The sequence below is a fragment of the Wolbachia endosymbiont (group B) of Scrobipalpa ocellatella genome (genome assembly GCF_964188425.1).
In the GTDB taxonomy this organism is placed as follows: Bacteria; Pseudomonadota; Alphaproteobacteria; order Rickettsiales; family Anaplasmataceae; genus Wolbachia.
This window is the reverse complement of record NZ_OZ077190.1, coordinates 1,070,112-1,095,987: the sequence shown is the minus strand read 5'-3', so window position 1 is coordinate 1,095,987 and position 25,876 is coordinate 1,070,112. Positions and strand designations below refer to the sequence as shown.

Genomic DNA, 25,876 nt, shown 5'->3' with positions numbered 1-25,876 from the left:
AATAAGGAAAGTGTAAAAATATGGGACAGAAGGTTAATCCTAAAGTATTTAGATTGCAAATAAATAGTAATACCTGGGATTCTGTTTGGTGTGCTACGGACGATTATAAACAGAAATTGCATCAAGATCTATTTATTCGCAGTTATATAAATGAATCCTTTAAGCATGCTGGTATTTCTAAAGTAACTGTAGAGCGTACAGTTACTTTAGTGTCTGTAATAATACATTCTTCTAAGCCTGGAGTTATAATAGGTAAGAAAGGTTTGGATGTTGAGAAGATAAAGCAAAAAATAGCTAAAAAAGTAGAAAGTAGTGTCGAAGTGAATGTAGTAGGAGTTAAAAAGTCTGAAATAGATGCAGTTTTAATATCAAGGAATATTACACATCAGCTAGAAAAAAGGATTTCATGTAGAAGAGCGATGAAAAAAGCTATTCAAAATTGTTTGAAGATGGGTGCTGAGGGTATTAAAGTAAGTTGCTCTGGGCGTCTTGGCGGAGCTGAAATAGCTCGTACTGAATGGTACAAAGAAGGTCGTTTGCCTTTACACACTTTGCGTGCTAATATAGATTATGCTTTTTGTGAAGCGAAGACTATATGTGGTATTATAGGAGTTAAAGTTTGGGTTTATGTTGGTAGTTAAGGTATATTGAGATGTTTGTTCCCAAAAAGAGTAAATATAAAAAGGTATTTAAGGGGAGAATAAAGGGTAATGCTAAGGGTGGTAGCACGCTGTCTTTTGGAGATTATGGATTAAAAGCTATGGAAGTAGGTAAGGTTCAGTCCAAGCATATTGAAACTGCAAGGCGCGTAATATCTAGAACGTTAAAACGCTCTGGTAAAGTATGGATAAGAATTTTTCCTGATACTCCGGTTAGTAAAAAGCCAGCAGATGTACGTATGGGTAAAGGGAAAGGTAGTGTTGAATTTTGGGTATTTAAAGCTAAGCCCGGTAGGATTTTGTTTGAAATTAGTAGTGATGTTCCCATGCATTTAGCAAGATTGGCGCTTGAAAAAGCGACTGCTAAGCTTCCTATGAAGTGTAAATTTATATCTAATCATAATTGAATGGAGTTGCAATGGATATAGTTAAATTTGAATCAGAATCTTCACAAGGATTACATGAACTTCTTGTGAGTTTGAGGAAAGAATTTGTTAATTTGGCTTTTCAAAAAAAGCTGGGCCAGTGCAACAATTTTTCGCGTTTTAGCTTAATAAGAAAGAGCATAGCTCGTAGTCTAACTGTATTAAATAGAAGAAAGAGAGAGGGAAAAAATGCCTAAGAAGGTTTTTTGTGGTGTCGTAACTAATGCTGAGTCTGATAAGACTGTAAAGGTTTCGGTGTTACAAGTGTATAAGGATAGGCTGTATAAAAAAGTTATTAAAAAATACAAGAAGTATACAGCACATGATGAGAATAATAGTTGCAAAAAGGGAGATAGGGTTTTAATACAGGAACATAAGCCTATTTCTGTTACTAAAAAATGGGTTGTCATCAATAGCTAAAAAGGAATAGGTATTTATATGATTCAAAAAAATACATTGTTAGAAGTAGCTGATAATTCTGGTGCGCGTGCAGTGCTTTGTATTGGCTTGTTAGGTGGTAGGAAATCTGCATCTGTAGGTGATACGATTATTATATCTACTAAGTCTATTAATCCAAAAGGTAAAGTTGAAAAAGGAAAAGTATATAAAGCAGTTGTTGTTAGAGTAAAAAATAGTGTTAAGAAATCTGATGGTTCTGTAATTCGTTTTTCTAGCAATGCTGTGGTTTTAATTAATGATCAAGGTGAACCACTTGGCACTCGGGTGTTTGGTCCAGTAAAAAAGTTGTTATCTGGTTCTTTTATGAAAATAATGTCATTAGCTGATGAGGTTTTATAATGAGTGCTAAAATAAAAAGTGGTGATGATATTATAGTTTTAACTGGTAAAGATAAGAGAAAAATTGGTAAGGTAATCAAAGTTATAATACGTGATGCTAAAAAGAAAGTAGTTGTTTCTGGCGTAAATGTGTGTAAGAGACATACTAAACCAAGAGCTGGTAGTGGTGGTGGTATATTGAATAAAGAGTTAGCTATTGATGTATCCAATGTTGCAATATTGGATCCTAAGTGTAAAACTCCAACTAAAGTAGGATTTAAGATTATAGATGGTAGAAAAGTGCGTTTTGCAAAAGTTTCTGGAGAAGTGATAGATTAGGTTGATATGTTTAAACAATTGTATAAAGATAATATAGTAAAATCCTTAAAGGATAAGTTTAATTACGGCAATGTAATGCAAGTGCCTAAACTTGTCAAGGTGTGTATCAATATGGGCGTTGGAGATGCTGCTACGGACAATAAAGCGATAAATGAGCCATTTGATAATCTACATTTGATTACTGGGCAAAAGCCTGTGTTAACCTTTGCAAAAAAATCTATTTCTGGTTTCAAAATTAGAAAAGGTGCAACTGTAGGTTGTAAAGTGACTTTGCGTAGAAATAAAATGTATGAATTCTTAGAAAGATTAATATATATTGCTTTGCCAAGGGAAAAAGATTTTAGAGGGTTTAGTGTGAAGCAATTTGATGGTCATGGTAATTTTTCCCTTGGTATCAAGGAGCATATATCATTTTTAGAAATAGACTATGATAAAATAAGTAAAATTAGAGGTATGGATATTAATATTATAACAAGTGCAGTTAGTGATAAGGAAGCAAAGGAATTATTACTGGCTCTTAAATTCCCTTTTTTTGATAATTGAGAGAAAATATATATGGCAAAAAAATCCATGATACAGAAGAATCTTCGTAGAATAAAGTTATGCGATCAGTATAGGGAGAGAAGGGAAGAATTAAAATCTATAATGAATAATAAGGATTTATCTATTGCAAAAAGGTTTGCAGCTCAAAGTAAGCTGATTAAAAAATTGCCTAGAGATTCTTCTAAAATCAGAATTAGGAATAGATGCGCTTTAACTGGTAGGCCGAGAGGAGTATATAGAAAATTTGGTTTATGTAGGATTGTTTTACGTGATTTGTGTTCTTTTGGACAAGTTCCAGGGGTTACAAAATCTAGTTGGTAAATGTGATATAAGGAGTGTAATAGTGTCGTTATCTGATGGTATTGGTGATTTTTTAACAAGAATACGTAATGCTCAATTGGCAATGCATAGGGAAACAAGAGTCCTATTCTCTAAAGTGAATTCTTCTATATTGAAGATCTTAAAAGAGGAAGGGTATATTCTTAATTATGAAAAGCAAGAGAGTGATAGTATCCCTTCGCTTGTTGTGCAGTTGAAGTATTATGATAAATCACCTGTGATTAATGATATAGCTAGGGTATCAAAGCCCGGTTGTCGTTATTATTCTAAGTGTAAGGACATTTCTAAAGCATATAATGGTCTTGGAATTTTTATTATATCTACACCGAAAGGAGTGATGACCGATTATAATGCACGTAGATTAAAAGTTGGTGGAGAAGTTTTGTGTCGTGTATTTTAAATGATAGGAGAAATGTATGTCTCGTATAGGTGCCGCACCTATCAATATTCCTGCTGATCTTTCAGTTGAATATAATGATGGTAGGGTATTAATAAGAAGTGTTAGGGCAGAAAAAGAGCTGAACTTGTGTAGTGGCATTCTGTGTCAGATAGTTGATAATCAATTGTTACTTTCTGTTGATCAAGGCAGGGATGATTATGATAAAATAAAATCTATATGGGGCACTTATAGAAGTAATATTAATAACATGATTAACGGTATGGTTAATGATTTTTCTGTTGATCTTGAGATTAATGGTGTGGGGTATAAAGCAGAATGTGATGATAAGTATTTGACTTTATATCTTGGTTATAGTCATAATATTAAGTATAAAGTGCCTAAAGACGTTGAGATTAAGTGTATAAAGCCAACTCATTTAGTGATTCGCGGTATGGATAAGCAAAAAGTCTATATGGTGGCTTCTGATATATGCAAAATTAGAAAATATGATCCTTATAAAGGTAAGGGTATTGTAATAAAAGGCAAATTTATGCTGCGTAAGGTTGTAAATAAAAAGAAGTAATTAAAATGAAAAGATTGTATAATTTTTTAAGTAGCTATGAAAAAAGGAAACTTCGTAATAGAGCGAAGCTCGATAAGAGCGCTGGACGTTTACGTATATCCGTATTTAAGTCTAATAAACATTTTTACGTTCAGTTGATTAACGATGCAAAAGGAATAACCCTAGCTTCTGCTTCTACTTTGGATGATAAAATTAGGAATGTATGTAAAGGTAGGGTCAATGCTGAAACTATAAAACAGGTTTCTTCTTTATTGATTGAGCGTCTGCCTAGTACAAAATTGCAGCAGCGGTTCGTCTTTGATCGGGGAGCATATAAGTATACAGGATTGATTTCTCAATTTGCTGAGGCTTTAAGAAGCTCTGGATTTAAATTTTAGAAGGTTTTAAATATGGCTGTAAAGAATTTACAAAATAATAATGATTTATCAGAACTTTTGGTTTCAGTGCGAAGGGTAACAACGGTTACTAAAGGTGGTAGAAGATTTTCATTTTCAACTTTGGTTGTTGTTGGTGATGGTAAGGGTAGGGTAGGATGTGGAATAGGTAAACACGCAGAGGTTGCTGAAGCAAGAGTGAAAGCTGTAAATGCTGCAAAGAAGTCGATGATTAGGGTGTACTTACGTGAAGGTAGAACTTTACATCATGATATTAAAGCTAAATTTTGTTCTGGTGAGATAGTTTTAAGAGCTGCAAGAACTGGAACAGGTATTATTGCTGGTGGAGCAATGAGGTCGGTTTTTGAGGTATTAGGTATAAAGGATGTGGTAGCTAAGTCTACTAGATCAAATGATCCCCATAATATTATATGTGCAGTATTTAAGGCTTTTGATGTTATGTTATCTCCTCGCCAAGTGGCAGGTAAGAGGGGTAAAAAGATTAGTGAGATAGTTGGAAATAGGTAAACTATGAATGATGCTGTAAAATTAAATTCTATATTTACCAAATTATCTAAGAAAAAGAAGCCTAAATTATTAGGTAGAGGTATTGGTTGTGGTAAAGGTAAAACATCTGGTAGGGGGCATAAAGGGCAAAAAGCGAGAAGTGGCGTTTCTATAAATGGTTTTGAAGGTGGACAGCAGTCTATATATACTCGTTTACCTAAAAGAGGTTTTAAGCCTATACGCAAAAACTTATACTCTATATTTAATGTTGGGGATGTACAGCGCTTAATGGAAGCTAAAAAAATAGTCAAGGATTCTATCATAGATAAGGAGCTACTGCATAAGTTAGGTTTTATCAGATCTGTTAAAAGTAAAATCAAACTTCTTAATAAGGGTAAATTAAGCGAAAAATTTGTGTTTCATGTTGATTTTGCATCAGAAGCTGCAAAAAGATCTGTAGCTTCAGTTGGTGGTAGTGTAGAAATACTATCGTAAATCATGAACAGTAAATTTGCATTTAATAGTTTGGATTCTACGCTGTTATATAAAAGTGATTTACTAAAGCGTATATTTTTTACTCTAATGGCTTTAGTTTGTTATCGTTTAGGCACTTATGTTCCTATTCCTGGAATTAATCTTGATATAATCAATGATATATTTCCAAAAGAGAGTTCTGGTGTTTTTGGAGTATTTAATTTATTTTCTGGTGGCGCTTTAGCTAGAATGACGATCTTGGCGTTAAACGTTATGCCATACATAGTTGCATCCATAGTTATGCAATTATTATCTTCTGCCGTTAAAGGAATCAATGAAATTAAAAATGACGGAGAGTTGGGACGTCGAAAGATGAACTCTTATATACGCTATATGACTATAGTGTTTTGTATCTTTCAATCAATTACGATCTTAATAGGGTTAGAAAGAATGAATAGGGAAGGGGTATTAGTTGTAGTTGAACCTGGTATTATGTTTCGTACTATAGGTGTCTTTAGCCTTTTAGGTGGAACTATATTTTTAATATGGCTTGGTGAGCGGATCAGTGTGAGCGGTATAGGCAATGGTATCTCATTAATCATTTTTACTGGCATAACATCTGAATTACATAATGCTTTATCATCTCTGCTAACATTAAATAAAAATGGTAGTATGTCGTTTTTCATTACCCTTTTTGTTATAGCATTGTTTTTTTTACTGCTCCTTTTAGTCATTTTTACAGAATCTTCTTATAGAAAGGTAATTGTTCAATATCCCAAAAAACAGTTTAAAAAATTACATAATGATGATTTTACTTACATTCCATTGAAGATCAATTTATCTGGTGTAATACCAACTATTTTTGCTAACGCAATTTTATTAACGCCTATTTCAATTGCAAATTTCTATAAGGGTCATGCCATTGCTGATTTTATTTTAAACTACTTTATGGAAAATAAAGTGATGTACATTATAACTTACTTAATACTCATAGTACTTTTTAATTTTTTCTATACCAATTTTATATTTAATCCAGAGGAAAATGCTGATTTTCTTAGGAAAAATGGTGGTTTTATTCCTGGTAGAGGGCCTGGAAAACATACTTCTGATTATCTTCAAGATATAGTTTTTAAATTAACATTTATTGGGTCTGCGTATTTGGTGGTAATATGTACTATACCTGAAATTATGAGGTATCATTATGATATACCATTTATTTTTGGTGGGACGAGCTTGCTGATTATAGTTAACGTTATTACTGATACTATTATGCAAGTACAATCTTATGTTTTTTCAAATAGGTACGATAGTTGGATAAAGAAATATGAGTCTAAAACAAGGAAGCTAAAGTGATTATTACAATTTTTGGTCCTCCTGGCTCTGGTAAGGGTACTCAGTCCAGTTTGTTAATAGCAAAGTATAATTTTAAATTAGTTTCAGTAGGAGATTTATTAAGGAATATTATATCTAGTGGGAGTAAATTAGGTAAAGGAATAAAGGATACTGTTGAATCTGGTAATTTAATTCAAGATGAAGTTATATGTAAATTATTGTGTGACCAGCTTGCATTAATAGATGGTGATTTTTTGTTAGATGGTTTTCCAAGAAATTTAAATCAAGCTCATTTTTTAACTCAAGTTTTGCAAAAAAGATGCAATAGGGATGTTGATCTTGTAATTGAGTTGCAGCTTGACGATAATATTGCAATTGATAGATTAAAAGATCGTCTTACTTGTTTGGATTGTAAAAGTATATATAGTATATCTTCTTTTAAGAATACTACTTGTGCTAAATGTAAAAGTACGAGATTGGAGAAGAGAATTGATGATGCTAATATGCTTGCAATTAATAAGAGGATAAGAGAATATCATTCTCAGATAGAGGGTTTGCGCGAGTATTATAAGGACAAGTTGTTAACAATTAACGCTAATTTGAGTGTTGATAGAGTAATGCAAGAGATTGAAAGTAAAATTTCTTGTAATTTGATTTGACTATAAGTTGTTTTATGGTATAAATTAAGAGTTATTATTAATAAAGTATCGAGGTATCAGTGGCACGTATTGCAGGCATAAATGTTCCAGTGAAGAAGTGTGTTCCTTTTGCATTAACTTATATACATGGTATAGGTATTACTACTGCGAATATAATTTGTCGTAGCTGTAAAATTGATGAGCGTAAGCGTGTTTTAGAATTACAAGATGAAGATATAGAGAAAATTAGTAGTTTTATTAGGCAAAAATATGTCATAGAGGGTGAGCTCAGAAAAAAAGTAGCTATGGATATAAAATCTTTAATGGAAATCGGTTGCTATAGAGGATTAAGGCATAGAAAAGGTTTGCCTGTGAGGGGACAAAGAACCCATACTAATGCTAAAACTCGTAAAGGCAGATCTAAATTGCCTATTGCTGGAAAAAAATAAAATTTGTTATTATCGTGAGTTTTTATGAAAAAAGTTAAAACGGTTGGTAAGAATACAAAAAGGTTTATTACTGGTATTGTCCATATTCGTGCAACTTTTAATAATACTTTTGTAAATGTGACTGATGTTTGTGGTAATACGCTTTACCAGACTTCTGTTGGTGCATGTGGTTTTTCTGGTTCGAGAAAATCCACACCTTATGCTGCAGGTAAGGTTGCCGATTCTGCTGCGAAGAAAGTAATAGAGAGATTTGGTATGAAGGTTGTTTCTGTAATAATTCGTGGTCCTGGTTTTGGTGCAGAAGCTGCAGTTAAAGCACTTCGGAATTGTGGATTGACTGTCACTTCAATTGCAGATAAAACGGCGATACCTCATAATGGGTGTAGACTAAGGAAAAAAAGAAGAGTATAGGATATTTGGAAGGTTTTTGTATGTATTATAGTGATAATGTCTCTTTCTGTGGAAATTTAGATAGATTAACTAAGCCTAATGCGATTAAGGTAATATCAGGTGATTCAAGTAAAAAAAGTGATATAGTTCTAGAACCTTTGGAAAGTGGTTTTGCTTTAACGTTGGGTCATGCATTAAGGCGTGTAATGTTGTCTTCTCTTCGCGGTAGTGCTGTTTATGGAATAAAAATTGAAGGCGTGAATCATGAATTTACTTCGATCCAAGGAGTTAGGGAAGACATAACTGATATAGCATTAAATATGGGCATGTTGAGATGTAAGTTAAATAACACGTCTAATAAGTGCTTAAATTTGAGCGCTAAAGGGCCTTGTCAAGTATTAGCTGGAATGATAGAAACTGATGACCAATGCTCTATTGTTAATAAAGATTTGGTGATATGTACACTAGGTCAAGATGTGGAGCTTAACATTACTATATATATTGCTAGTGGAAAAGGTTATCTTTCTGTAAATAAATATAAAGAAAATGAATTTTTAAAGTCTATGAATGAACAAGATTTAATTGGTTTTATTCCAGTTAATGCTTTATATAGTTCTGTTGAGAGGGTTTCGTATAGAGTAGAGAATAGTCGTGTTGGTCAAGTTACTGATAAAGATAAGCTGATATTGTCAATTGAAACTGATGGTACAATCTCTCCAAGTCAAGCTGTTGACTATGCTGCAAGAATATTACAGGAGCAATTTCAGCCTTTTATTAGTTCTGATATGAGTTATAAAAAATCGCAAGTTTCTTTGTCTAGTGGTGCTAAAGATTTGGGCTATGATCCTGTTCTATTGCGTAAAGTAGATGAAATGGAATTATCTGTTAGATCTCATAACTGTCTGAAAAATGAAAATATCACTTATATAGGTGATCTTGTGCAAAAGACGGAAGTTGAAATGTTAAGAACTGCTAATTTTGGCCGAAAGTCTTTGAATGAAATCAAGGCAATTTTAAATAATTCAGGTTTGTCTTTGGGTATGAATATACCAAATTGGCCGCCTAAGGATATAGATGAACTGGCTAAACAACATACTGATGAGGATTAGGTAGTATATGAAACATGGAATAAAGAAAAATAAACTGTCTCGTTGTACCGAGCATAGGTTATCAATGTTAAAGAATCTATCTATCTCGTTAATTAATCATGAGCAGATTGTAACTACTTTACCAAAGGCTAAAGCACTTCGTCCATATGTGGAAAAGTTTATTACAATTGCTAAGAATAACGATTCTTTACATGGTAGAAGGCTTTTGCTTTCACGTCTTCATAATAGTAAGTTAGTAGTTGATAAATTATTAAGCGTTCTAGCTAATCGTTATCAAGACCGTAAAGGTGGATATTCTAGAATAATAAAATTTGGTACTCGAAAGGGTGATTGCGCTCCAATGGCAGTGATAGAGCTAGTTGATAGAGATATTTCAGCAAAAGGTGAGATTTATAGTAAAAATAAAAAAGGAAGCAAAGTAGTTACACAAAGCTAATTATTCTTTTTATGGTAAGTAGGTTACGCTATTTTGTAGGTTACTTTGGAGAATTGTTAGTTTCGATATATTTAAAGCTGAAATTCTATAATGTTATAAAACGTCGCTTCCGTTGTAAGTTGGGTGAAATTGACTTAATTGTATCTAAAAAAAGGGAGCTGATTTTTATAGAAGTTAAAACAAGTTTATTTGGAAAAGAAGTACCGATATCTCATTTTCAGTGTCAGTCTATTATAAATTCTTCTAAATATTTCTTAAGTAAAAATCTTGATTTTTTAGATTATTCAGTCAGATATGATTTATGTTTTCTTTCCTTAAGGAGAAGACCTATTTATATAAAAAATGCTTGGATTGAACAATGGTAGCTAAAATAATTTAGATTTACTAGAACAGGTAATTGAATATGAAAAACAATAATTTAGTTTCATCTTATGCTAGAGCACTGTTTCATGTCTCAGGAAGCAGATTAGGTATTATAAGAAAAGAAGTAGAATTTTTGTTAGCTTTTTTTAAAGATCAAGATGTTTTTGTGTATCTATCTCATCCTATGGTTTCTCTTTTGCACAAAAAAGAAGCGATACTTTCTATAAAGGAGAACTTGAGTGAAAACTTAGTCAAATTTATTATGGTTACACTTGCAAACAAGCGCTCCCGTTTATTAATCCTTATATTAGAAAAATTCTTAAATCTTGTAAGGGAAAGTGAAAATGAATTGGAAATTACTATAAAATCAGCAGAGATTTTAAAGAAACCTGATATAAAAATAATTACTGAATCTTTGAACTTTCTTGGTAAAATAATAAAAGTCAGTCATGTGGTTGATCCTTCTATACTAGGTGGCTTTGTAGTTAGGTATGGTTTTAACGTGATTGATGCTTCGCTTAAGAGTTATTTGGATAGATTGGTTGATTTGAGTAAAATGGAAATGTTGAAAATAAGGAATTGTATATGAAGAATAGCATAAATGCCTCTGAAGTAGTAAACATAATAAAAGAGAAGGTTGAGACATTTGATAATCCTATAAAACGAGAAAATATAGGTGAAGTAATTTCAGTAACGGATGGTATCACATTGGTCTATGGGCTGGAAAAAGCAAAGTTTGGTGAAAAGGTATCTTTTGCAAGCGGTGTAGAAGGAATAGTTCTTGATTTAGATCATGATACAGCTGGAATAGTTGTGCTTGGCAATGACCGTGATGTAAAAGAAGGGGACGTTGTAAAATGTAGTGGTGATGTTGTACAGGTGCCTGTAGGTCATGAATTATTAGGGAGAGTTGTAAATGCATTAGGCGATCCTATAGACGATGGCGGAGAAATTAGAGCCAAGAACAAAATGTATATAGAATCTAAAGCGCCAGGTATTATTGACCGTAAATCTGTGCATGAACCTCTGCAGACAGGAATTAAAATTATAGATTTGTTGATTCCTATAGGTAGAGGGCAACGTGAATTAATTATTGGCGATAGACAAATTGGTAAAACCACTATTGCGATTGATACTATTATCAATCAGAAGAAGATTAATGATGAGGTAAACGAAAATCAAAAAATTTACTGTGTTTATGTTGCTATTGGACAAAAAATTTCGACAGTAGCAAAAGTGGTGAATAAGCTAAAAGAAAGTGGAGCATTAGAGTATACAACCGTAGTTGTGGCTAGCGCATCTGACTGCGCGCCTATGCAATTTTTAGCACCTTATACCGGTTGCACTATTGGAGAATTTTTCCGTGATAATGGAATGCATTGCTTGGTGGTATATGATGATTTATCTAAGCATGCTGTGGCATATAGGCAGATGTCCTTATTGCTTAGACGTCCTCCTGGTCGTGAAGCTTATCCTGGAGATATATTCTATGTACACTCTCGCTTGCTTGAAAGAGCTGCCAAAATGTCTGATGAAAAAGGACAGGGATCTTTGACTGCTTTGCCGATTATTGAGACTCAGGCTGGCGATGTATCTGCATATGTTCCAACTAATGTGATTTCAATTACCGATGGACAAATTTTTCTTGAGTCTGAATTGTTTCACAAAGGATTTCGCCCTGCAGTGAATATAGGTTTATCGGTTTCTCGGGTTGGCTCTGCTGCACAATTGAAATCTGTGAAAAAAGTTGCTGGTTCTATAAAGCTGAGTTTGGCCCAATATAGAGAACTGGAAGACTTTGCTAAATTTGGTTCTGATCTTGATGCTACTGTTCAATTGTCCTTAAACAAAGGTAAATACCTTATTGAATTATTAAAGCAAAAACAGTATTCACCTATGCAAATAGAAGAGCAAGTATTGCTTATGTATATCTTTTCTAATCTGTATGGTCAATTAAATAAGGTACAGGTGAGCAACATCAATAGGTTCGAGTGTGATCTTATCAATTATTTTCAAACTGTTCACCCTGGAGTTTTAAAAAAGTTGTCGGGTGACATGAATGATGATATAAAAGATGATATTCTTGGTATTGTGAGTGATTTTGTCACTCAATTTAATTGCGTTTAGGCGGTGATTATGACTTCATCCATTGTTAACAAGTTTCCTATTACAAGGGAAGGTTTTGAGAGTATGCAAGTCGAACTTGAGAAATTAAAGGAAGAAAAACCTTCTATCATACAGGCTATTTCTGATGCTCGTGATCAAGGCGATTTATCAGAAAATGCAGAATATCATGCAGCACGGGAGAGATTAAGTTTTATTGAAGGCCGTATAATTGAGGTAGAAAGTAAACTTTCACATGCAGAAGTGATAGAAGTAAAAAATTTGTCTGGTGATACAGTAATGTTTGGTGCAACTGTTACGGTAAGCATGCTCGGTGATGATAACAGTGAAATTGAATATGTTTATAAGATTGTAGGTGGATATGAAGCTGATGCTTCAAAGCAGTTGATCTCTACGGATTCACCACTCGGTAGTGCTTTAATTGGCAAAAAAGTTGGTGAGTATGTGGAAGTGATAGTGCCAAATGGAGAGAAATTGTATAAAATAGTTAAGATTGAGTTTAAGTAAATCATGGTACAAGTAACTTATCCTTCAATTAGTCTACCTGGTATTTCTTCTGTGGAAGATGTATTGAGGGATGCTAGTTCTGGTAAATTATTCATTTTAGTTGACGATGAAAACAGAGAGAATGAAGGTGATCTGATTGTATTAGCTGAGAAATTAGAGCCAGAACATGTGGCTTTTATGGTTAGATACGGTACAGGGATTGTTTGTTTAGCAATGACTAAAGTTCACATGAAAAGGTTAGGCCTTAGTTTCATGGAAAAAAAAAATGTTGGTGAAAATCATACTGCTTTTACTACATCAATTGATGCACGTTATGGTATTACTACGGGTGTTTCAGCTGAGGATAGAACAAAAACTATACATGTTGCTATTGATAAAAATAGAACTCAGGATGACATTATAACTCCCGGTCATATTTTTCCTGTGATTGCACATGAGGGTGGAGTAGAGCAACGTGCTGGTCATACTGAAGCAAGTGTTGAGATAGCTAAGTTAGTGGGATGTAATCATTCTGCAGTTATTTGTGAATTAGTGAATGATGATGGCTCTATGATGCGCTTACCCCAGTTGCTTGAATTTGCTGAACAACATAATATTAAGTTAACTACCATTGATAAACTTATCAGTTACGTTCAAAATTTAAACTAGCGTTTATAGATTCGTATAGTTTAAGTGTTAAAATACAAAATTCCTCAAAGTTATACAAACAAGGAATTTCCATGTCTAAGCTTTTTGTTTTACTATTTTTTTTCGTATACTGTAATAGCGCTTACTCTGTTAGTATTATTAGAGATAGTGAAGTGGAAGCGGTAGTTAAGGATCTAGCGCAACCTTTATTTTCTGCTGCGGGTATTGATAATGATAAAATAAAAGTTTTTATAGTTGATGATAGATCGATTAATGCTTTTGTAATTAACAATAATAGCATTTTCATTCATTTAGGGCTTTTACAATATTCGACTGAACCTTATGTCTTACTTGGTATATTAGCACATGAAATTGCTCATATATCTGCTGGTCATGTATTACAAATGAGTAGTGCTGTAGGTTATTTTCAATCAATAGCAATGATTAGTTATATGGTAGGATTAGTTTCTAGTATTGTCATTAACCCTCAGGTTGCGAGTGCAATCTTGCTTAGTGGTGTAACGCTTAGTTCAAGGTTGTTTTTTAACTATTCTCAAGAGCAAGAGAGTGTAGCAGATAGCTATGCTTTAAGATACCTAGATGAATCTGGCTATGATAATTTGGGTATGAAAGAGATTTTTGACTATTTTAAGAGTATTGAGCATGAAAACACTGAAGAGTATTTCCGCACTCACCCACTTAGTGATAAGCGTATATTTGCTGTACAGAATTATAAGGTTAAAAACAATATAAAACCAATCCTTGCAGATAAATTGCTGAAGTTTGAGCGTATGGTTGCAAAGCTAGACTCTTTTTTTGCTCCTATTCATGTGTTATCTAATAAATATGAAGGTAGTTCTAAGTATGTAAATGCTGTAATTCACTATAGGCAAGGAAAGATAGAAGAGGCTATTACTAAAGTTAATTCATTGATTCAAGAGTCACGCAATGATCCTTATTTATATGAATTAAAAGCGGAGATGTTATACAAAGCTGGAAATTTAAGTGAAGCAATAAAAATGTATGAAGAATCACTTAGATATTTATCTGAGAAGAATAACTATTTAGTGAAACTTGCGTTATCTCATACTTTATTATTACACGGTGAAATAGAGAAGGCAATTTTTTACCTAGAGCAGGTTGCAAACGTAGAAACAAATAACGCCTTTGTCTGGAAGTATTTAAGTATTGCATATAAACGTAGCGCTGATATGGCAATGTATTATTTTGCTTTGACGAAAAAGGCTTGTATTGAAGGTAATTTAGAGAAATTTATGAAGTACGCTGAGTTAGCTATTAAAACTTTACCGAAAGACAGTCATTATTTGTTACAGATTGAAGACATGAAGGAACAATACACACAAAAACATCCTGATTTTTAAGTTATTTTTCCCCACACTTGCTCAACATACTATCTTGTTTAATGCTATCGGGTATAATTTTCATTATAATCGCTTTGGCACCAAAAAATACACCACAAAACATACCTAGGGCAAAGAGAGCTGGCCATGGCATTCTACCAAATATTGCAAGCAAAGCTGCACCTATTATGACTACAGTCATAAGTGGCCCACCTATTCCCCAAATATAACCAATAATATTGCATATTACTTGGGCAGTTGTATCATCTATATCAGTAGCAGCATTTGCGTAATCTGAAAAAGAGAGAAACAGCACTATACACAAAGCATTAAAAAATTTTTTTATTATATAGCTCATTCTTTTGCCTCCAAGTAATAAACTAACGCGAAAATAAATTTATATATATGCTTATTGTAAAGTAAAACTTATAATTTGTCCATAAATAAGTGTTGCTACATAAATAGCCCACCATTGATGTTAAGCACATGTCCCGTTATATATTTTGCCTCATCGCTTGCTAAAAACAATACTCCTGCTGCTATTTCTTTTCCTGTTCCCATTCTTTTCATTGGGATGTTATCTAATATTTTTTCCTTTTGTCCTTCATTTAAAACTTCAGTCATTTTAGTATCTATAAATCCAGGAGCAATGCAATTTACTGTTACACCGCGACTTGCAACTTCTTTTGCTATAGATTTGCTCATAGCTATTATTCCAGCTTTTGATGCTGCATAATTTACTTGCCCGGCATTTCCTGTCAATCCTACTATTGAAGAAATATTTATGATTCTTCCCCAATTATTTTTAATTAATTTCTTGCATGCTTCTCTATTTAGCTTAAATGTGGAGGTCAAATTAATATCAATCACCTTTTGCCATGCTTCATCTGTCATTCTCAACAATAAGCTGTCTTGTGTAATTCCTGCATTGCATATGAGTCCATCAAAGCCTTTCATCAACTCACTTGCTTTATTTATTAGTTGATTTACCTCTTCAGGATTTGATAAGTTGCAAGGAAGTACGTGAATGTTTTTTTCATATTTTTTAGCAACTTCTTCGAGTATTTCTTTTTTTGTACTAGAAATACATAAAGTTGCTCTGGCCTTATGCATAATTTCTACAATTGCCTGGCCTATTCCGCCTGATGCACCAGTAATCAGAAATTTCTTATTCTCTAATCCAAACATAATAATTTTTATTTGTTCCAGCTCTTAACAGAATATTAAAAGACTTGCAATAGATTTTTTGCATAACTTTCATTTAATAGAAGCTTCTTGATAAATCTTGTGTTTATTGGCGAAATTATGGCGGTTGCATGCCTTTTTTTATTTTTTTCTATTCAGCCTAAACACGCTTCGTTTAAGCGTTAGCACATTATCAATTACAGTAATAAAATCAGCACCATGTGGATTCTTTTGCCTTTTTTTGATTGGTAAATTTCTTAATACTTATAGCTAAAGTAATTTAAGAGAGCCAGCGCGTGACTAGTTCTTATTACTTGATCAGTCTTCTGGATCCCAGTGTCTGGGCACTGGGATGACAGGAGTGTGAGATAAGGCTACATTCATACTCTAACAGGTATGACGGTGTCATTCCAGCACTTGACGCTGGGATGGCTTTGTTGCACAGCTCTTCGGATAGTGGGTAATGTATAATAAATTCATGAAGCTATATCAAACTTAGCCATGCCTATTTCAGTAAATTTGTTAAGCAAATAACACTTGAGTAGCAGTTCCTTCTCACGATTAATCTCAGATTTATTCCTAAAACTAAATCCAAATATTTGCTTCAGTCGCGAGAAAAAACTTTCTATATAAGATCTCTTCCAATAATTTATCTCTTTTTTCCACCTCTTCATACCATCTTCATCATATGACTTTATGAGCTTGATTGTAGAATTTCTCTCATTCATATAATCCAACTTTGGATGCTCTACTGCATTATTTTGCGGAGGAATCCTTGTCTTTATGTCAAGCTCATCGCACAGTTTGTATAACTTCTTTCGATCTATCTGCATATATCGTGCTTATGTTATACTTGGTATCCACTCTTTCAATAAGATCACAGGCTCCATAGTGGTCGGAATAAACTCCACTACTGTATTTTGCAGCTATAACTTTTTTACTACCTATCTCTAGCATTACATCTTGTTTGCTCATAGCGGCGATACTTTCTATCTGTACCATTTGCCTTACTATGGCCTGGAATATTATTGTAGATGCTGATACCTGTACTATCTATAGCAATTTCAATATCTTCCATATCGTTCTTATCAACTCTGCAGTCGTTGATTTTGATATTAAGCTTTTTAAACCTTCTTGAAGCCTGCGAATAGCTGATAATTTGCAAAATTTTCCCTATTTGCTCAAGATATTTCTCTATAAATCCCACTGTTTGCCTAAGACCAATCCTGAATAGATAGGTTATTATGTGAATTAGAATCACTACTTTGTCGCTGTAGACATTGTTGCCACCTGCTACTTTTGGACTATTTTCGTACCAATTTTCAATGGCATCGTTGATATAATGAAAAACATTTCCCCTTTCTTGAAGAAATTTGTTATATTCATTGCAGTTACTGACTTTCATTCTTATTGGCATATTTTTCCTTTGTCGGCTAAATATCTATTTTATAACAAATTCCATCAGTAACTGCCTGTTCTTTCCTTGAGTGGTGCAACAAAGCCTGCTGGAATCCAGAAGTCTTTACTATAAATAAGCATATTGAGCACAAAATTATGCTAAAACACAACGTTTTTGTTGAGATTATGGACGAACTGGATTCCAGCGTCATGCGCTGGAATGACATCATAGAGGTCATTGAGATGACAGAAAAGAGTACTGGAATGAAAGGAAAAGAGGCTATTTAATTGTGCTGAATTTTACAAAATTTATTACTCCTGCCTGACAAATTTATTAGAATAGTATGTATAGTATGTTTATTAGTGAAAATCCGAAAAAAATGCAAGAAAAGTTAATATATTACTTTAGCCAAAGCAACTGTGAAGGTAATGCAGCAATGAGAAATCTACTAGGAGGGAAGGGAGCAAATCTGGCAGAGATGTGTAACATTGGCATTCCTGTTCCACCTGGTTTTACAATTTCCACTGCTGTTTGTCAGGCCTATTGTCAAGATAATGAATTGTCTTGTGATCTACGTAACGAGATAAAAAACTACATGGCGATGCTCGAAAGTGACATCGGTTGTAAATTCGGGGATTCAAATAATCCTTTATTAGTTTCCATACGCTCTGGTAGTGTGAATTCAATGCCGGGCATGCTCGATACAGTCCTAAATGTTGGCCTAAATGATGCAACCGTTGTTGGGCTTGCAAAAAAAAGTGGCGAACGTTTTGCCTATGATAGCTACTGTCGTTTCATCATGATGTACTCGAGTGTTGTACTACAGCTTGACCATCACTTATTTCAAGACATTGTTGATAGTGAACAGCAAAAAAGTGGAGCAAAAAGCTTAGCTGATCTTAATGTTGATGTTTTAAAGAAAATTGTTAATGATTTTAAAGAGATAGTATGTGAAAAAACTGGAAAGCATTTCCCGCAGAACGTTGAAGAGCAATTGTTAAACTCGGTTAATGCAGTATTTGCCTCTTGGAAAAACGATAGGGCTGTTTCCTATAGAAGAATACATAATATTCCTGAAAACCTTGGAACAGCGGTCAACGTGCAAGCAATGGTTTTTGGTAATTTAAATGATAATTCTGCAACCGGCGTGATATTTACACGTAATCCTTCAACTGGAGAAAAAAAGCTTTTTGGTGAGTTTTTAGTTAATGCTCAGGGTGAGGATGTGGTTTCTGGTGTTTATACTCCTATGCCAATTGACGGGGAGCAAGAAAGTACCATGGAGAAGTTGCTACCAAGTGTCTACCGAGAATTATGCGCGGTATGTGAAAAACTTGAAAGTCATAATAAGGACATGCAGGATATCGAATTTACTGTACAGGACGGTAAGTTATGGATTTTGCAGACTAGGTCTGGCAAGCGCACAGCCGAAGCTGCTATTCGCATAATAGTTGATATGGTAAACGAAGGAGTGATTACAAAAGAGGAAGGAATATTGAGAATTGATCCAAAAACTTTTGACAATTTTTTGCATCCAGTTCTTGATGTTAAAATCGATCAAGAAGTAATAGGCAAAGGACTGCCAGCTTCTCCAGGTGTTGCTTCTGGATATGTAGTATTCAGTGCAAGTGATGCTGAAAAAGCTGCAGAGCAGGGTAAAAAAGTAATTTTGGTAAGATCAGAGACGAGCCCTGAAGATATTAATGGAATGAATGCTGCAAGTGGAATAGTAACAGCGCGAGGAGGTATGACCTCGCATGCCGCTGTTGTAACTCGTGGAATGGGTAAACCATGCATTTGTAGTCTAAATGGACTTTATATTGATAAAGATGAAAAATTTCTTTCTATGGGGGATATAAAAGTAAATAAAGGTGAATCAATCACCATCAATGGAGGAACAGGAGAGGTTATGCTTGGTATTCTTCCTACAATTTTGCCTGAATTATCTCAAGAATTCAAAACGATAATTAACTGGGTAGATGAAATCAAAACAGTGAAGGTGAGAGCGAATGCTGATACTCCAAAAGATGCAAAAATTGCAAAAGAATTCGGTTCAGAAGGTATAGGATTATGTCGCACAGAACATATGTTTTTTGCTAGTGATAGAATCGAATCCATTCAAAAGTTGATAATAGCTGATGATGAAAATGAAAGGACAAATGCATTAAATAAACTCGAAGAAATGCAAAAGTCTGATTTCAAAGAAATATTTTCTATTATGGAGGGCAGGGAGGTTACTATACGTTTACTTGATCCGCCTCTACATGAGTTTTTGCCCCACAATCAATCTATTATAGAGAAAATTGCCAAATCACTGAATAAGTCAGTTGAATCAGTAAAAAATAAAATAGCACAGTTATCAGAAAAAAATCCAATGCTTGGCCATCGAGGTTGTAGACTTGCTATTTCTCATCCTGAAATATATGGCATGCAAATTAGGGCAATACTCAGTGCTGCAAGTGAATTAAGGAAAGAAAAGAAGATAGAAGTGAAACCTGAAATCATGATTCCTTTTATCATGAGTGAGAAAGAGTTTATTCTGATATGCGAGTTAATAAAGAAAGAAGCCGAAAATTTCGATGTGAACTATTCAATTGGAACGATGATAGAACTGCCAAGAGCAGCACTTATTGCTGACAAACTCGCAAAACACGCAGAATTTTTTAGTTTTGGCACTAATGATTTAACACAAACAACTATGGGACTTTCACGAGATGATTCAGTTAATTTCCTCGATTCTTATAAGGAAAGCAACATATTCAAAAACGATCCCTTTGAGGTGCTAGATGTCGAAGGGGTAGGGGAATTAATCAGAATAGCTATCGAAAGGGGCAAAAAAACCAGAAAAGAAATTAAACTTGGTATATGTGGAGAGCATGGAGCGAATCCACAGTCCATAGAGTTTTTCATCAAATCAGGGGTTGATTATGTGTCATGCTCGCCTTATAGAGTACTGGTTGCAAAATTAGTGGCAGCACAGCTTAGCATAAGTTTGTTGGGTAAATAGCGATAACTAACTGTGCGAACATAGATTCGGCTAACAAGTAGCGGAATGATGATTTTTCAAATTGTCGATAAATCTAAGTCAGTTTAGCTATTTTGCTGCTGCTTTTTCTTTTCTTAATATCTTAAGAAAGATTGACTTTTTGTCTAAAATAATATAGGATAAAATAATAGTGAGTGAGGTAAAAATGTCAATATCAAAAGAACGTAAGGAATATTTACTAGAAAAGTTTAAATATGCTGCCAAAGAATTTGGCAAGTCTGGTACAAAGTCCAATCATCTAGCAGTACCAAAGGAACAGCAACTCTCTATTGATTTAGGTAATAGAAAAGTTTTTGGTATCATAAATAAGATTCTGTATTGGATAGAGAATAATTTTACTTATTTTTTTCCACGATATAATTTGTTTCCAGAAGTTGGAGTTGAAGGAAGAAAAATTCCTGGAACTGATACAAGGGTTAAGTATTTTAACTCTGATGAACAATTTGATCAAAGAAAATTTATTGGCGAGCAAGATGGGGAACTTAAGTTATACAACTTAGAGGGCAAATTATATGATACAACTGATAAAATTAGTAAGGGTAAAAAAGGTTGTGTAGCTTATGTTATCACGCTTGATGGAAAATTAGTAACTCATGAACATATTAATGTTAACAAAAGCGAATGGGCTTATCGTCATTCAACTCTTGCAGGCGGTAAGCCGATTTTATGTTCTGGTTTAATGAAAGTGGTAAATGGTAAAATAACTTATATAGACAATAATAGCGGGCATTATAAACCAGAATCAGCAAACTTATACAATGCAGTGAAAAAGTTAGAAGGTCTATTTTCGAAAGATGCGAAAGTTGTTTGCTTACCATATTGGATTAGCTTGAAAAAACAAATTCCGCTTATACGCAAAATTAATCTAGCCAAACGAGAGCCAGTAGAGGAATTCTTGAAAAGGATGGAGAAAAAAGGGAAAGATGGATTGACTCAATATAAAAGACATTTTGAAAAGATAAAGAAATTTAATGAGCAATATGAACAAAAATTGCTTCTTGCAAACTATAAGTCACCTACAAATGAACTGTCCTACAAACCAACTATACATAAAAAACACAGATTGAAATACTCTGAATATATTAACTTACACCTTAATTTTTTGAAAGAGTTTGATGAAAGTCCTGAAGTGCAAAAAATAGCAATAGAACATTCAATAAGAAGGGTTATTGGAGCAAATTATGGCCATAAGCCTACAGTTGCGCTTGCTAAGGCACAGGTAATAGATAAAGATGGAAAGCTGCAAGAAACGGACGAAATAGTAGGTATAAATGTTGCTTTTCACCATGAGAATGATCGTGATGGCTTTGCTAAACTTCTAGATTTTAAAAAGTATAGCTATATTTGCGAACCTCATTTGCAAGATAAAAAAAATAGAGCAGATATGGAAAAATTAATGCCCAATAAACATGCAGTTTTTATGAGTACAGACCAGGCTAATAAATTTATAAAGGGCACTTTACAAATTAAAATTGATAGTGTTGAGCAATTGGGTGTTGGTTTAGTGATGGGCTAAAGCTCTGTTTAAATATATATTTAGTTTTGTTACAATATTCTTATTTTCATCATATAATATGATGGAAATTTTATGCACAACTTTTTTATTTGATTAAAAATTGCATTTTTGCAATAAAAACTTATTTATTGTAAGAAAACTTGCTCATATAAAACTATTTATAGAGTGACAATAGCTGTGTTATACTTACACTTCTGATTCGAAAATTTATGCAGTTATTTCTAACAAGATTGGTCAATAAATTTTACTGTTTAAGGATGAGAAACAAAGTAATCATCGTTTCCGGTATTGCTCTTATTCTACTGTTTTTTATCAACAGTACATTTTTAAAAAAAGATCAGGCGGTTCATAGTGATAATCCAATTAGTAGTTTTTCATTAAAAACTCAGGATTATACTCCACAAAATCGCACTGTATATTTAAATTTTTCTGGTACGGTAAATCCCTTGCATAGGTTCAGCCTTGTCTCAAGAACAAGTGGTCAAGTTATTGCTATTTATTTGTCTGATGGTGAAAAAGTAAAAAGAGGCGATGTAATTTTAAAGATAGAAGATTATGACAGAGTTGAGCAAGTTGAAAAAGCCAAAGCTTTATTAAATCAGCGTGAAATTGAGTATGATTCCTCTCGAAAATTGAATACAAAAGGGTATGGAGCACAGATAAGAGTGGAATCAGCTTTTACTGCATTGCAGAGTGCAAAAGCTGACCTAAAAAGGCTAGAGTTGGATTTAGAAAATACTGCGATTAAATCCCCTATTGATGGTTATGTAGATAAGATCAACGTAAATGAAGGGGATTTTGTTAATCTTGGACATAAGATAACTGACATAGTTAATTTTGATCAGGTTCTTGTGGTGTTATATGTTTCAGAAAATGAAGTAAATAAAATAAAGCTAGGTAGCACAGCGCAAATTAATTTGCTAGACGGAAGGGAATTAGTAGGTGAAGTGAGTTTTATTAGTAAAATTGCTGAGCCTAAAACTGGATCTTATAGAGTGGAGGTAAAGGTAACTGATAATGAGATTATATCTTTGCAAGGACTGACTGCTAGTGTAAGCCTCCCTTCAGGTGAAAGATTTGCATATAAAATTCCTTCTTCGGCCTTAAGCTTAAATGACGATGGTATTCTTGGAATAAAGATTGTTGATGATAATAATTATGTAGTATTTACAGCAATAGAAATTGTTGATTATGAAGACGATGGAGTTTGGGTAGTCGCAAATAATGAAAGTAAGCCTATAAAGTTGATAACATTGGGTCATCTATTTGTTAAGCCTGGTGATAAGGTTTAGCTTTTATATACACTTTTAGTAAAAATCAGATAAAATTCCGTGTTAGCAATAATTATAAAAATACTTACTAATATACTTATCTAAGTATTGACAATTATTAACAAGAAAGCTAGTTGTATAAATGTTTTATAAAAAAAGAGTGTATTATATGCCACGTATTAGTGAAGAAAAGTATAAGCGTTATCGTGAGTTGAATAACCTTGACTTAAATAAAAAGTTAAAAGAAGCTATAAATGAGCTAGATTATAATAAGATAAGGAGTATTATTTTTGACAATGAATTGGAGTCAATTGACGATGAAATATATGGTGCATTATTTTTGAATAAATATCCTAGCTTTCCCAAATTTTTACTTATGCTAGGAGACAGTAGTTCAAGTGATGTAGTTAACTTTTTTATACAACATGTTCCAAGTAAACTTTTGTGTGGAGAAGGCCCTAGAAATAGTTTGGGTAATATTCCATGCATAGAATTTATCTTTAGTTACAGACAAGACGCAATACCTACTCTATTAGAGGCTGTTTCAAAATCAGACAGAGACGATACTATCGTATTTGGAAAAGGTTTAGTTTCTAGTGTAAAGAAGAGAATAGAAAACATTGAGAGTAATGGGAGCCCTTATTATAGAAATGAATCTTGTGCAGCATATTCTTGTTCTGATAATCCACAAGATTACTACGATGCAAAAGAGGCTATTGAAGAATATTGCACACAAAATGTTAATGGTGATTACGAAATCGTTCCAGACTATCTTTTTACTATAAAAGATCAACCTCGAGAGCTAAAGCGATTGTTTATAGATATTGCTGCTGCCATAAGAAGTGATAGTCTTGATAAAGTGCAAAGTGGTCTGAAAGCAATTGAAGCAAGTGTTCCTAAAGCTGATCTGCGCATTATTGATAAAATCAGTACGTCATTAAGTTCTCTAATAAAAAAGGCTAAACAAAATGTAAATATGGCACGCGCTATTAGTGATGTACAGGCAAATATTACTTGGCCTGGTACATTTCTTAAAGAGAATGTCTTATGTACAAATAGTGTACAAAAGTCAAAAAACTAAAGTTTTTAATCAGGCTAGGTGTGAGGCACGCCTATTTTTTTCTTGCTTATTTCCTTACTAAACAATCTGTTTTTCTTTCAATAAACTCTGTAATTCACCTTTTTCATACATCTCGCGGATTATGTCACAGCCACCAATAAACTCTCCCTTTATATATATTTGTGGAATTGTTGGCCAATCAGAAAAACTTTTTATGGACTGACGTATTTCATCATTCTCAAGTACGTTGATGCATTTAAACTTTACATTCAAATTTTTGAGAATTGATACGACGAGCCCAGAGAATCCGCATTGAGGAAAGTCAGAGGTGCCTTTCATATACAGCACTACATCGTTTTCTGCTATGTCTTTTTTTATTTGTTCAAAGTTGTTCATAAATATCACCTTAATTTTAAGCTCCAGTTTCTAGTTGCAATGCATGTATAGATTGACCTTCAAGAGCCTTATATACCATTCTATGTTGTTCTATTTTTGTCCTTCCAGAAAAACACTGGGAAGTTATTTTTAAATGGTAGTGATCATCATCTCCAGCAAGATCCTTAATCTTTATATCGGCACCAGGGAATGACTGTTTGATAATTTTCTCTAATTCATGAACTGCAACAACCATTGATTCACTTTAAATTACAATACTCTTATTCTAAATCTAAAACAACTGAGCGCAATAAAAAATTGCTACATAAAAAATAGAAGTATGTTAGCATAAAAGTGAAATTATGTGAGGTTTATATGGCGAATAAAAGATTTAAATTTACATACCTACTAACTTTGCTCACTTTTTCATTTAGGTGCTTATCTTATGATAGTGAAATAAATAATTTAAAGAATTTTTATATTCAAGCTAACTATTTTGGAGCATTTTTCAATGCAATAGGTTCTCTAAAAGGAAAAGAAGATGCAGGTGAAAATGTAACGGAAGGTGTTTTTAGCTTTAATGAGGAGGAGAGGATTGAGGCTGGATATAGTCCTAAATACGTTCCAGGACTTGCAGGTGGTGCTTCAATAGGATATGTATTCAAAAATATGAGAGTTGATCTTGAAGTTCTATATTCTCAGACTAACTTAGATGATGAAGATTACTCAGATAAAGGAAAAGCAAGATATATTGAACTTCGTCGTAATGATGATGTTTCTGTTGGAACAGAACGTAAATCACCTTGGAGAAGTGGAAAAGTTGATATTGAAATTCAAGAAAAGCCGCCTAATGTTCAAGTAAAGTTCAAAGCTGCATTTAAGATGAAAAATGAAGGTTTTAATAATTTGGCTGGAATGATCAATGTGTATAATGATTTTAACGTCGGAGAAATGCTCTGCATTCCATATTTTGGAGTTGGTGCAGGTGTAACTAAGGTTAAATTTTTAGGAAAAACCAGATATGCTTTGGCTTACCAAGCAAAGCTTGGTGTTAATTATCCACTTACAACAAACACTCAAGCGTTTGCTGGTTTACGCTATTTTGGTATTCTTGGTAACGAATTTAAAGGTATTCTGCCAGTAGCAAAGATACTAGCTGGCGAAAAATATATTCCTGCTGGTAAAAGCAATGAAGTTGATGAAACTGCACGTATGCAATCAACAACTACAACAATTACCAATAGGTTTGGCATATATGGCTTAGAGTTTGGATTGGTTTATCGCTTTTAA

At 33.5% G+C, this 25,876-nt stretch carries 38 protein-coding genes; 31 read left to right on the top strand and 7 right to left on the bottom strand.

The annotated features are described in order from the left end of the window. Window positions 1–20 precede the first annotated feature (20 nt). From rpsC to AB3210_RS05030, 25 genes are all read left to right on the top strand, one after another. Window positions 21–641 (top strand): 30S ribosomal protein S3, encoded by a 621-nt coding sequence (rpsC, locus tag AB3210_RS05150; RefSeq protein WP_019236921.1) that lies wholly within the window; start codon window positions 21–23, stop codon window positions 639–641. Between the two features lie 11 nt (window positions 642–652). Beyond that, complete coding sequence (rplP, locus tag AB3210_RS05145; RefSeq protein WP_019236922.1) at window positions 653–1,066, top strand: 50S ribosomal protein L16; 414 nt, start codon at window positions 653–655, stop codon at window positions 1,064–1,066. An 11-nt stretch (window positions 1,067–1,077) separates the two neighbouring features. Continuing rightward, window positions 1,078–1,281 carry a 50S ribosomal protein L29 gene (rpmC, locus tag AB3210_RS05140; protein ID WP_038198186.1) on the top strand — a complete coding sequence of 68 codons (204 nt, stop codon included), beginning with the start codon at window positions 1,078–1,080 and terminating at the stop codon, window positions 1,279–1,281. After that, a complete protein-coding gene (rpsQ, locus tag AB3210_RS05135; protein ID WP_010404696.1) occupies window positions 1,274–1,504 on the top strand; it encodes a 30S ribosomal protein S17 in 231 nt (76 codons plus the stop codon). The genes rpmC and rpsQ overlap by 8 nt, the downstream gene beginning before the upstream one ends. 18 nt (window positions 1,505–1,522) lie before the next feature. Continuing rightward, window positions 1,523–1,882 (top strand): 50S ribosomal protein L14, encoded by a 360-nt coding sequence (gene rplN, locus AB3210_RS05130; RefSeq protein ID WP_007302542.1) that lies wholly within the window; start codon window positions 1,523–1,525, stop codon window positions 1,880–1,882. After that, window positions 1,882–2,199: a 50S ribosomal protein L24 gene (rplX, locus tag AB3210_RS05125; protein WP_010404700.1), complete on the top strand. Its 318-nt coding sequence runs from the start codon at window positions 1,882–1,884 to the stop codon at window positions 2,197–2,199. The genes rplN and rplX overlap by 1 nt, the downstream gene beginning before the upstream one ends. A gap of 6 nt (window positions 2,200–2,205) precedes the next feature. Beyond that, on the top strand, window positions 2,206–2,742 hold the full coding sequence (gene rplE, locus AB3210_RS05120) for a 50S ribosomal protein L5 (protein WP_052265060.1): 537 nt from the start codon (window positions 2,206–2,208) through the stop codon (window positions 2,740–2,742). Between the two features lie 12 nt (window positions 2,743–2,754). Further along, the gene (gene rpsN, locus AB3210_RS05115; protein WP_007302545.1) at window positions 2,755–3,063 is read left to right on the top strand and encodes a 30S ribosomal protein S14; all 309 of its coding nucleotides are present in this window, start codon (window positions 2,755–2,757) and stop codon (window positions 3,061–3,063) included. A 22-nt stretch (window positions 3,064–3,085) separates the two neighbouring features. After that, on the top strand, window positions 3,086–3,481 hold the full coding sequence (rpsH, locus tag AB3210_RS05110; protein WP_007302546.1) for a 30S ribosomal protein S8: 396 nt from the start codon (window positions 3,086–3,088) through the stop codon (window positions 3,479–3,481). A 16-nt stretch (window positions 3,482–3,497) separates the two neighbouring features. Next, complete coding sequence (gene rplF, locus AB3210_RS05105; RefSeq protein ID WP_010404706.1) at window positions 3,498–4,043, top strand: 50S ribosomal protein L6; 546 nt, start codon at window positions 3,498–3,500, stop codon at window positions 4,041–4,043. A 5-nt stretch (window positions 4,044–4,048) separates the two neighbouring features. After that, on the top strand, window positions 4,049–4,420 hold the full coding sequence (gene rplR, locus AB3210_RS05100) for a 50S ribosomal protein L18 (protein WP_052265059.1): 372 nt from the start codon (window positions 4,049–4,051) through the stop codon (window positions 4,418–4,420). Window positions 4,421–4,432: 12 nt separating this feature from the next. Further along, on the top strand, window positions 4,433–4,945 hold the full coding sequence (rpsE, locus tag AB3210_RS05095; RefSeq protein ID WP_010404712.1) for a 30S ribosomal protein S5: 513 nt from the start codon (window positions 4,433–4,435) through the stop codon (window positions 4,943–4,945). A gap of 3 nt (window positions 4,946–4,948) precedes the next feature. Next, on the top strand, window positions 4,949–5,419 hold the full coding sequence (rplO, locus tag AB3210_RS05090; protein WP_052265058.1) for a 50S ribosomal protein L15: 471 nt from the start codon (window positions 4,949–4,951) through the stop codon (window positions 5,417–5,419). Between the two features lie 3 nt (window positions 5,420–5,422). After that, the gene (gene secY / locus AB3210_RS05085) at window positions 5,423–6,751 is read left to right on the top strand and encodes a preprotein translocase subunit SecY (RefSeq protein ID WP_052265057.1); all 1,329 of its coding nucleotides are present in this window, start codon (window positions 5,423–5,425) and stop codon (window positions 6,749–6,751) included. Further along, the gene (locus AB3210_RS05080; RefSeq protein WP_052265056.1) at window positions 6,748–7,389 is read left to right on the top strand and encodes an adenylate kinase family protein; all 642 of its coding nucleotides are present in this window, start codon (window positions 6,748–6,750) and stop codon (window positions 7,387–7,389) included. Before secY ends, AB3210_RS05080 begins: the two co-directional genes overlap by 4 nt. A gap of 59 nt (window positions 7,390–7,448) precedes the next feature. Then, window positions 7,449–7,817 carry a 30S ribosomal protein S13 gene (gene rpsM / locus AB3210_RS05075; protein WP_007302553.1) on the top strand — a complete coding sequence of 123 codons (369 nt, stop codon included), beginning with the start codon at window positions 7,449–7,451 and terminating at the stop codon, window positions 7,815–7,817. A gap of 24 nt (window positions 7,818–7,841) precedes the next feature. Further along, window positions 7,842–8,228 carry a 30S ribosomal protein S11 gene (gene rpsK, locus AB3210_RS05070; RefSeq protein WP_006012273.1) on the top strand — a complete coding sequence of 129 codons (387 nt, stop codon included), beginning with the start codon at window positions 7,842–7,844 and terminating at the stop codon, window positions 8,226–8,228. A 20-nt stretch (window positions 8,229–8,248) separates the two neighbouring features. Further along, window positions 8,249–9,316, top strand: a complete 1,068-nt coding sequence (locus AB3210_RS05065) for a DNA-directed RNA polymerase subunit alpha (RefSeq protein ID WP_353272215.1) — start codon at window positions 8,249–8,251, stop codon at window positions 9,314–9,316. Window positions 9,317–9,323: 7 nt separating this feature from the next. Then, complete coding sequence (rplQ, locus tag AB3210_RS05060; protein WP_010404731.1) at window positions 9,324–9,752, top strand: 50S ribosomal protein L17; 429 nt, start codon at window positions 9,324–9,326, stop codon at window positions 9,750–9,752. Between the two features lie 11 nt (window positions 9,753–9,763). Beyond that, window positions 9,764–10,117 (top strand): YraN family protein, encoded by a 354-nt coding sequence (locus AB3210_RS05055; protein ID WP_010404733.1) that lies wholly within the window; start codon window positions 9,764–9,766, stop codon window positions 10,115–10,117. Between the two features lie 38 nt (window positions 10,118–10,155). After that, entirely contained in the window at window positions 10,156–10,704 is a 549-nt protein-coding gene (atpH, locus tag AB3210_RS05050) for an ATP synthase F1 subunit delta (protein ID WP_007302557.1), read from the top strand. Beyond that, a complete protein-coding gene (atpA, locus tag AB3210_RS05045) occupies window positions 10,701–12,242 on the top strand; it encodes a F0F1 ATP synthase subunit alpha (protein WP_007302558.1) in 1,542 nt (513 codons plus the stop codon). Before atpH ends, atpA begins: the two co-directional genes overlap by 4 nt. A gap of 9 nt (window positions 12,243–12,251) precedes the next feature. Beyond that, window positions 12,252–12,746: a transcription elongation factor GreA gene (gene greA / locus AB3210_RS05040; protein ID WP_007302559.1), complete on the top strand. Its 495-nt coding sequence runs from the start codon at window positions 12,252–12,254 to the stop codon at window positions 12,744–12,746. Window positions 12,747–12,749: 3 nt separating this feature from the next. Beyond that, window positions 12,750–13,394 (top strand): 3,4-dihydroxy-2-butanone-4-phosphate synthase, encoded by a 645-nt coding sequence (gene ribB / locus AB3210_RS05035; RefSeq protein WP_007302560.1) that lies wholly within the window; start codon window positions 12,750–12,752, stop codon window positions 13,392–13,394. 71 nt (window positions 13,395–13,465) lie between these two features. Further along, a complete protein-coding gene (locus tag AB3210_RS05030) occupies window positions 13,466–14,755 on the top strand; it encodes a M48 family metalloprotease (RefSeq protein WP_007302561.1) in 1,290 nt (429 codons plus the stop codon). 1 nt (window position 14,756) lies between these two features. Here the strand turns inward: AB3210_RS05030 and AB3210_RS05025 are convergent, their stop codons facing one another. The 5 genes from AB3210_RS05025 to AB3210_RS05005 all read right to left on the bottom strand — a co-directional run bounded on the left by AB3210_RS05025 (window position 14,757) and on the right by AB3210_RS05005 (window position 17,336). Beyond that, window positions 14,757–15,092 (bottom strand): TrbC/VirB2 family protein, encoded by a 336-nt coding sequence (locus tag AB3210_RS05025; RefSeq protein ID WP_007302562.1) that lies wholly within the window; start codon window positions 15,090–15,092, stop codon window positions 14,757–14,759. Window positions 15,093–15,187: 95 nt separating this feature from the next. Then, the gene (fabG, locus tag AB3210_RS05020; RefSeq protein WP_007302563.1) at window positions 15,188–15,922 is read right to left on the bottom strand and encodes a 3-oxoacyl-[acyl-carrier-protein] reductase; all 735 of its coding nucleotides are present in this window, start codon (window positions 15,920–15,922) and stop codon (window positions 15,188–15,190) included. 473 nt (window positions 15,923–16,395) lie between these two features. Beyond that, entirely contained in the window at window positions 16,396–16,752 is a 357-nt protein-coding gene (locus tag AB3210_RS05015; protein WP_007301972.1) for a transposase, read from the bottom strand. Beyond that, window positions 16,712–16,894, bottom strand: a complete 183-nt coding sequence (locus tag AB3210_RS05010; protein WP_038227351.1) for a hypothetical protein — start codon at window positions 16,892–16,894, stop codon at window positions 16,712–16,714. Before AB3210_RS05010 ends, AB3210_RS05015 begins: the two co-directional genes overlap by 41 nt. After that, a complete protein-coding gene (locus tag AB3210_RS05005) occupies window positions 16,860–17,336 on the bottom strand; it encodes a transposase (RefSeq protein WP_019236989.1) in 477 nt (158 codons plus the stop codon). Before AB3210_RS05005 ends, AB3210_RS05010 begins: the two co-directional genes overlap by 35 nt. A gap of 137 nt (window positions 17,337–17,473) precedes the next feature. On the opposite strand from AB3210_RS05005, the gene AB3210_RS05000 reads away from it, so the two are divergent. The 5 genes from AB3210_RS05000 (at window position 17,474) to AB3210_RS04980 (ending at window position 24,232) form a co-directional block, all read left to right on the top strand. Beyond that, entirely contained in the window at window positions 17,474–17,605 is a 132-nt protein-coding gene (locus AB3210_RS05000; protein WP_007302564.1) for a hypothetical protein, read from the top strand. A 65-nt stretch (window positions 17,606–17,670) separates the two neighbouring features. Beyond that, the gene (gene ppdK, locus AB3210_RS04995; RefSeq protein ID WP_052265055.1) at window positions 17,671–20,325 is read left to right on the top strand and encodes a pyruvate, phosphate dikinase; all 2,655 of its coding nucleotides are present in this window, start codon (window positions 17,671–17,673) and stop codon (window positions 20,323–20,325) included. 184 nt (window positions 20,326–20,509) lie between these two features. Further along, window positions 20,510–21,880 (top strand): hypothetical protein, encoded by a 1,371-nt coding sequence (locus tag AB3210_RS04990; protein ID WP_019236931.1) that lies wholly within the window; start codon window positions 20,510–20,512, stop codon window positions 21,878–21,880. 257 nt (window positions 21,881–22,137) lie between these two features. Beyond that, window positions 22,138–23,172: an efflux RND transporter periplasmic adaptor subunit gene (locus AB3210_RS04985; protein WP_230609147.1), complete on the top strand. Its 1,035-nt coding sequence runs from the start codon at window positions 22,138–22,140 to the stop codon at window positions 23,170–23,172. Window positions 23,173–23,320: 148 nt separating this feature from the next. Then, complete coding sequence (locus tag AB3210_RS04980; protein ID WP_230609146.1) at window positions 23,321–24,232, top strand: hypothetical protein; 912 nt, start codon at window positions 23,321–23,323, stop codon at window positions 24,230–24,232. Window positions 24,233–24,289: 57 nt separating this feature from the next. Here AB3210_RS04980 and grxD read toward each other — a convergent pair whose 3' ends face one another. After that, on the bottom strand, window positions 24,290–24,607 hold the full coding sequence (gene grxD / locus AB3210_RS04975) for a Grx4 family monothiol glutaredoxin (RefSeq protein WP_007302570.1): 318 nt from the start codon (window positions 24,605–24,607) through the stop codon (window positions 24,290–24,292). 16 nt (window positions 24,608–24,623) lie between these two features. After that, a complete protein-coding gene (locus AB3210_RS04970; protein WP_007302571.1) occupies window positions 24,624–24,842 on the bottom strand; it encodes a BolA/IbaG family iron-sulfur metabolism protein in 219 nt (72 codons plus the stop codon). Window positions 24,843–24,961: 119 nt separating this feature from the next. On the opposite strand from AB3210_RS04970, the gene AB3210_RS04965 reads away from it, so the two are divergent. Beyond that, entirely contained in the window at window positions 24,962–25,876 is a 915-nt protein-coding gene (locus tag AB3210_RS04965; protein WP_019236934.1) for a P44/Msp2 family outer membrane protein, read from the top strand.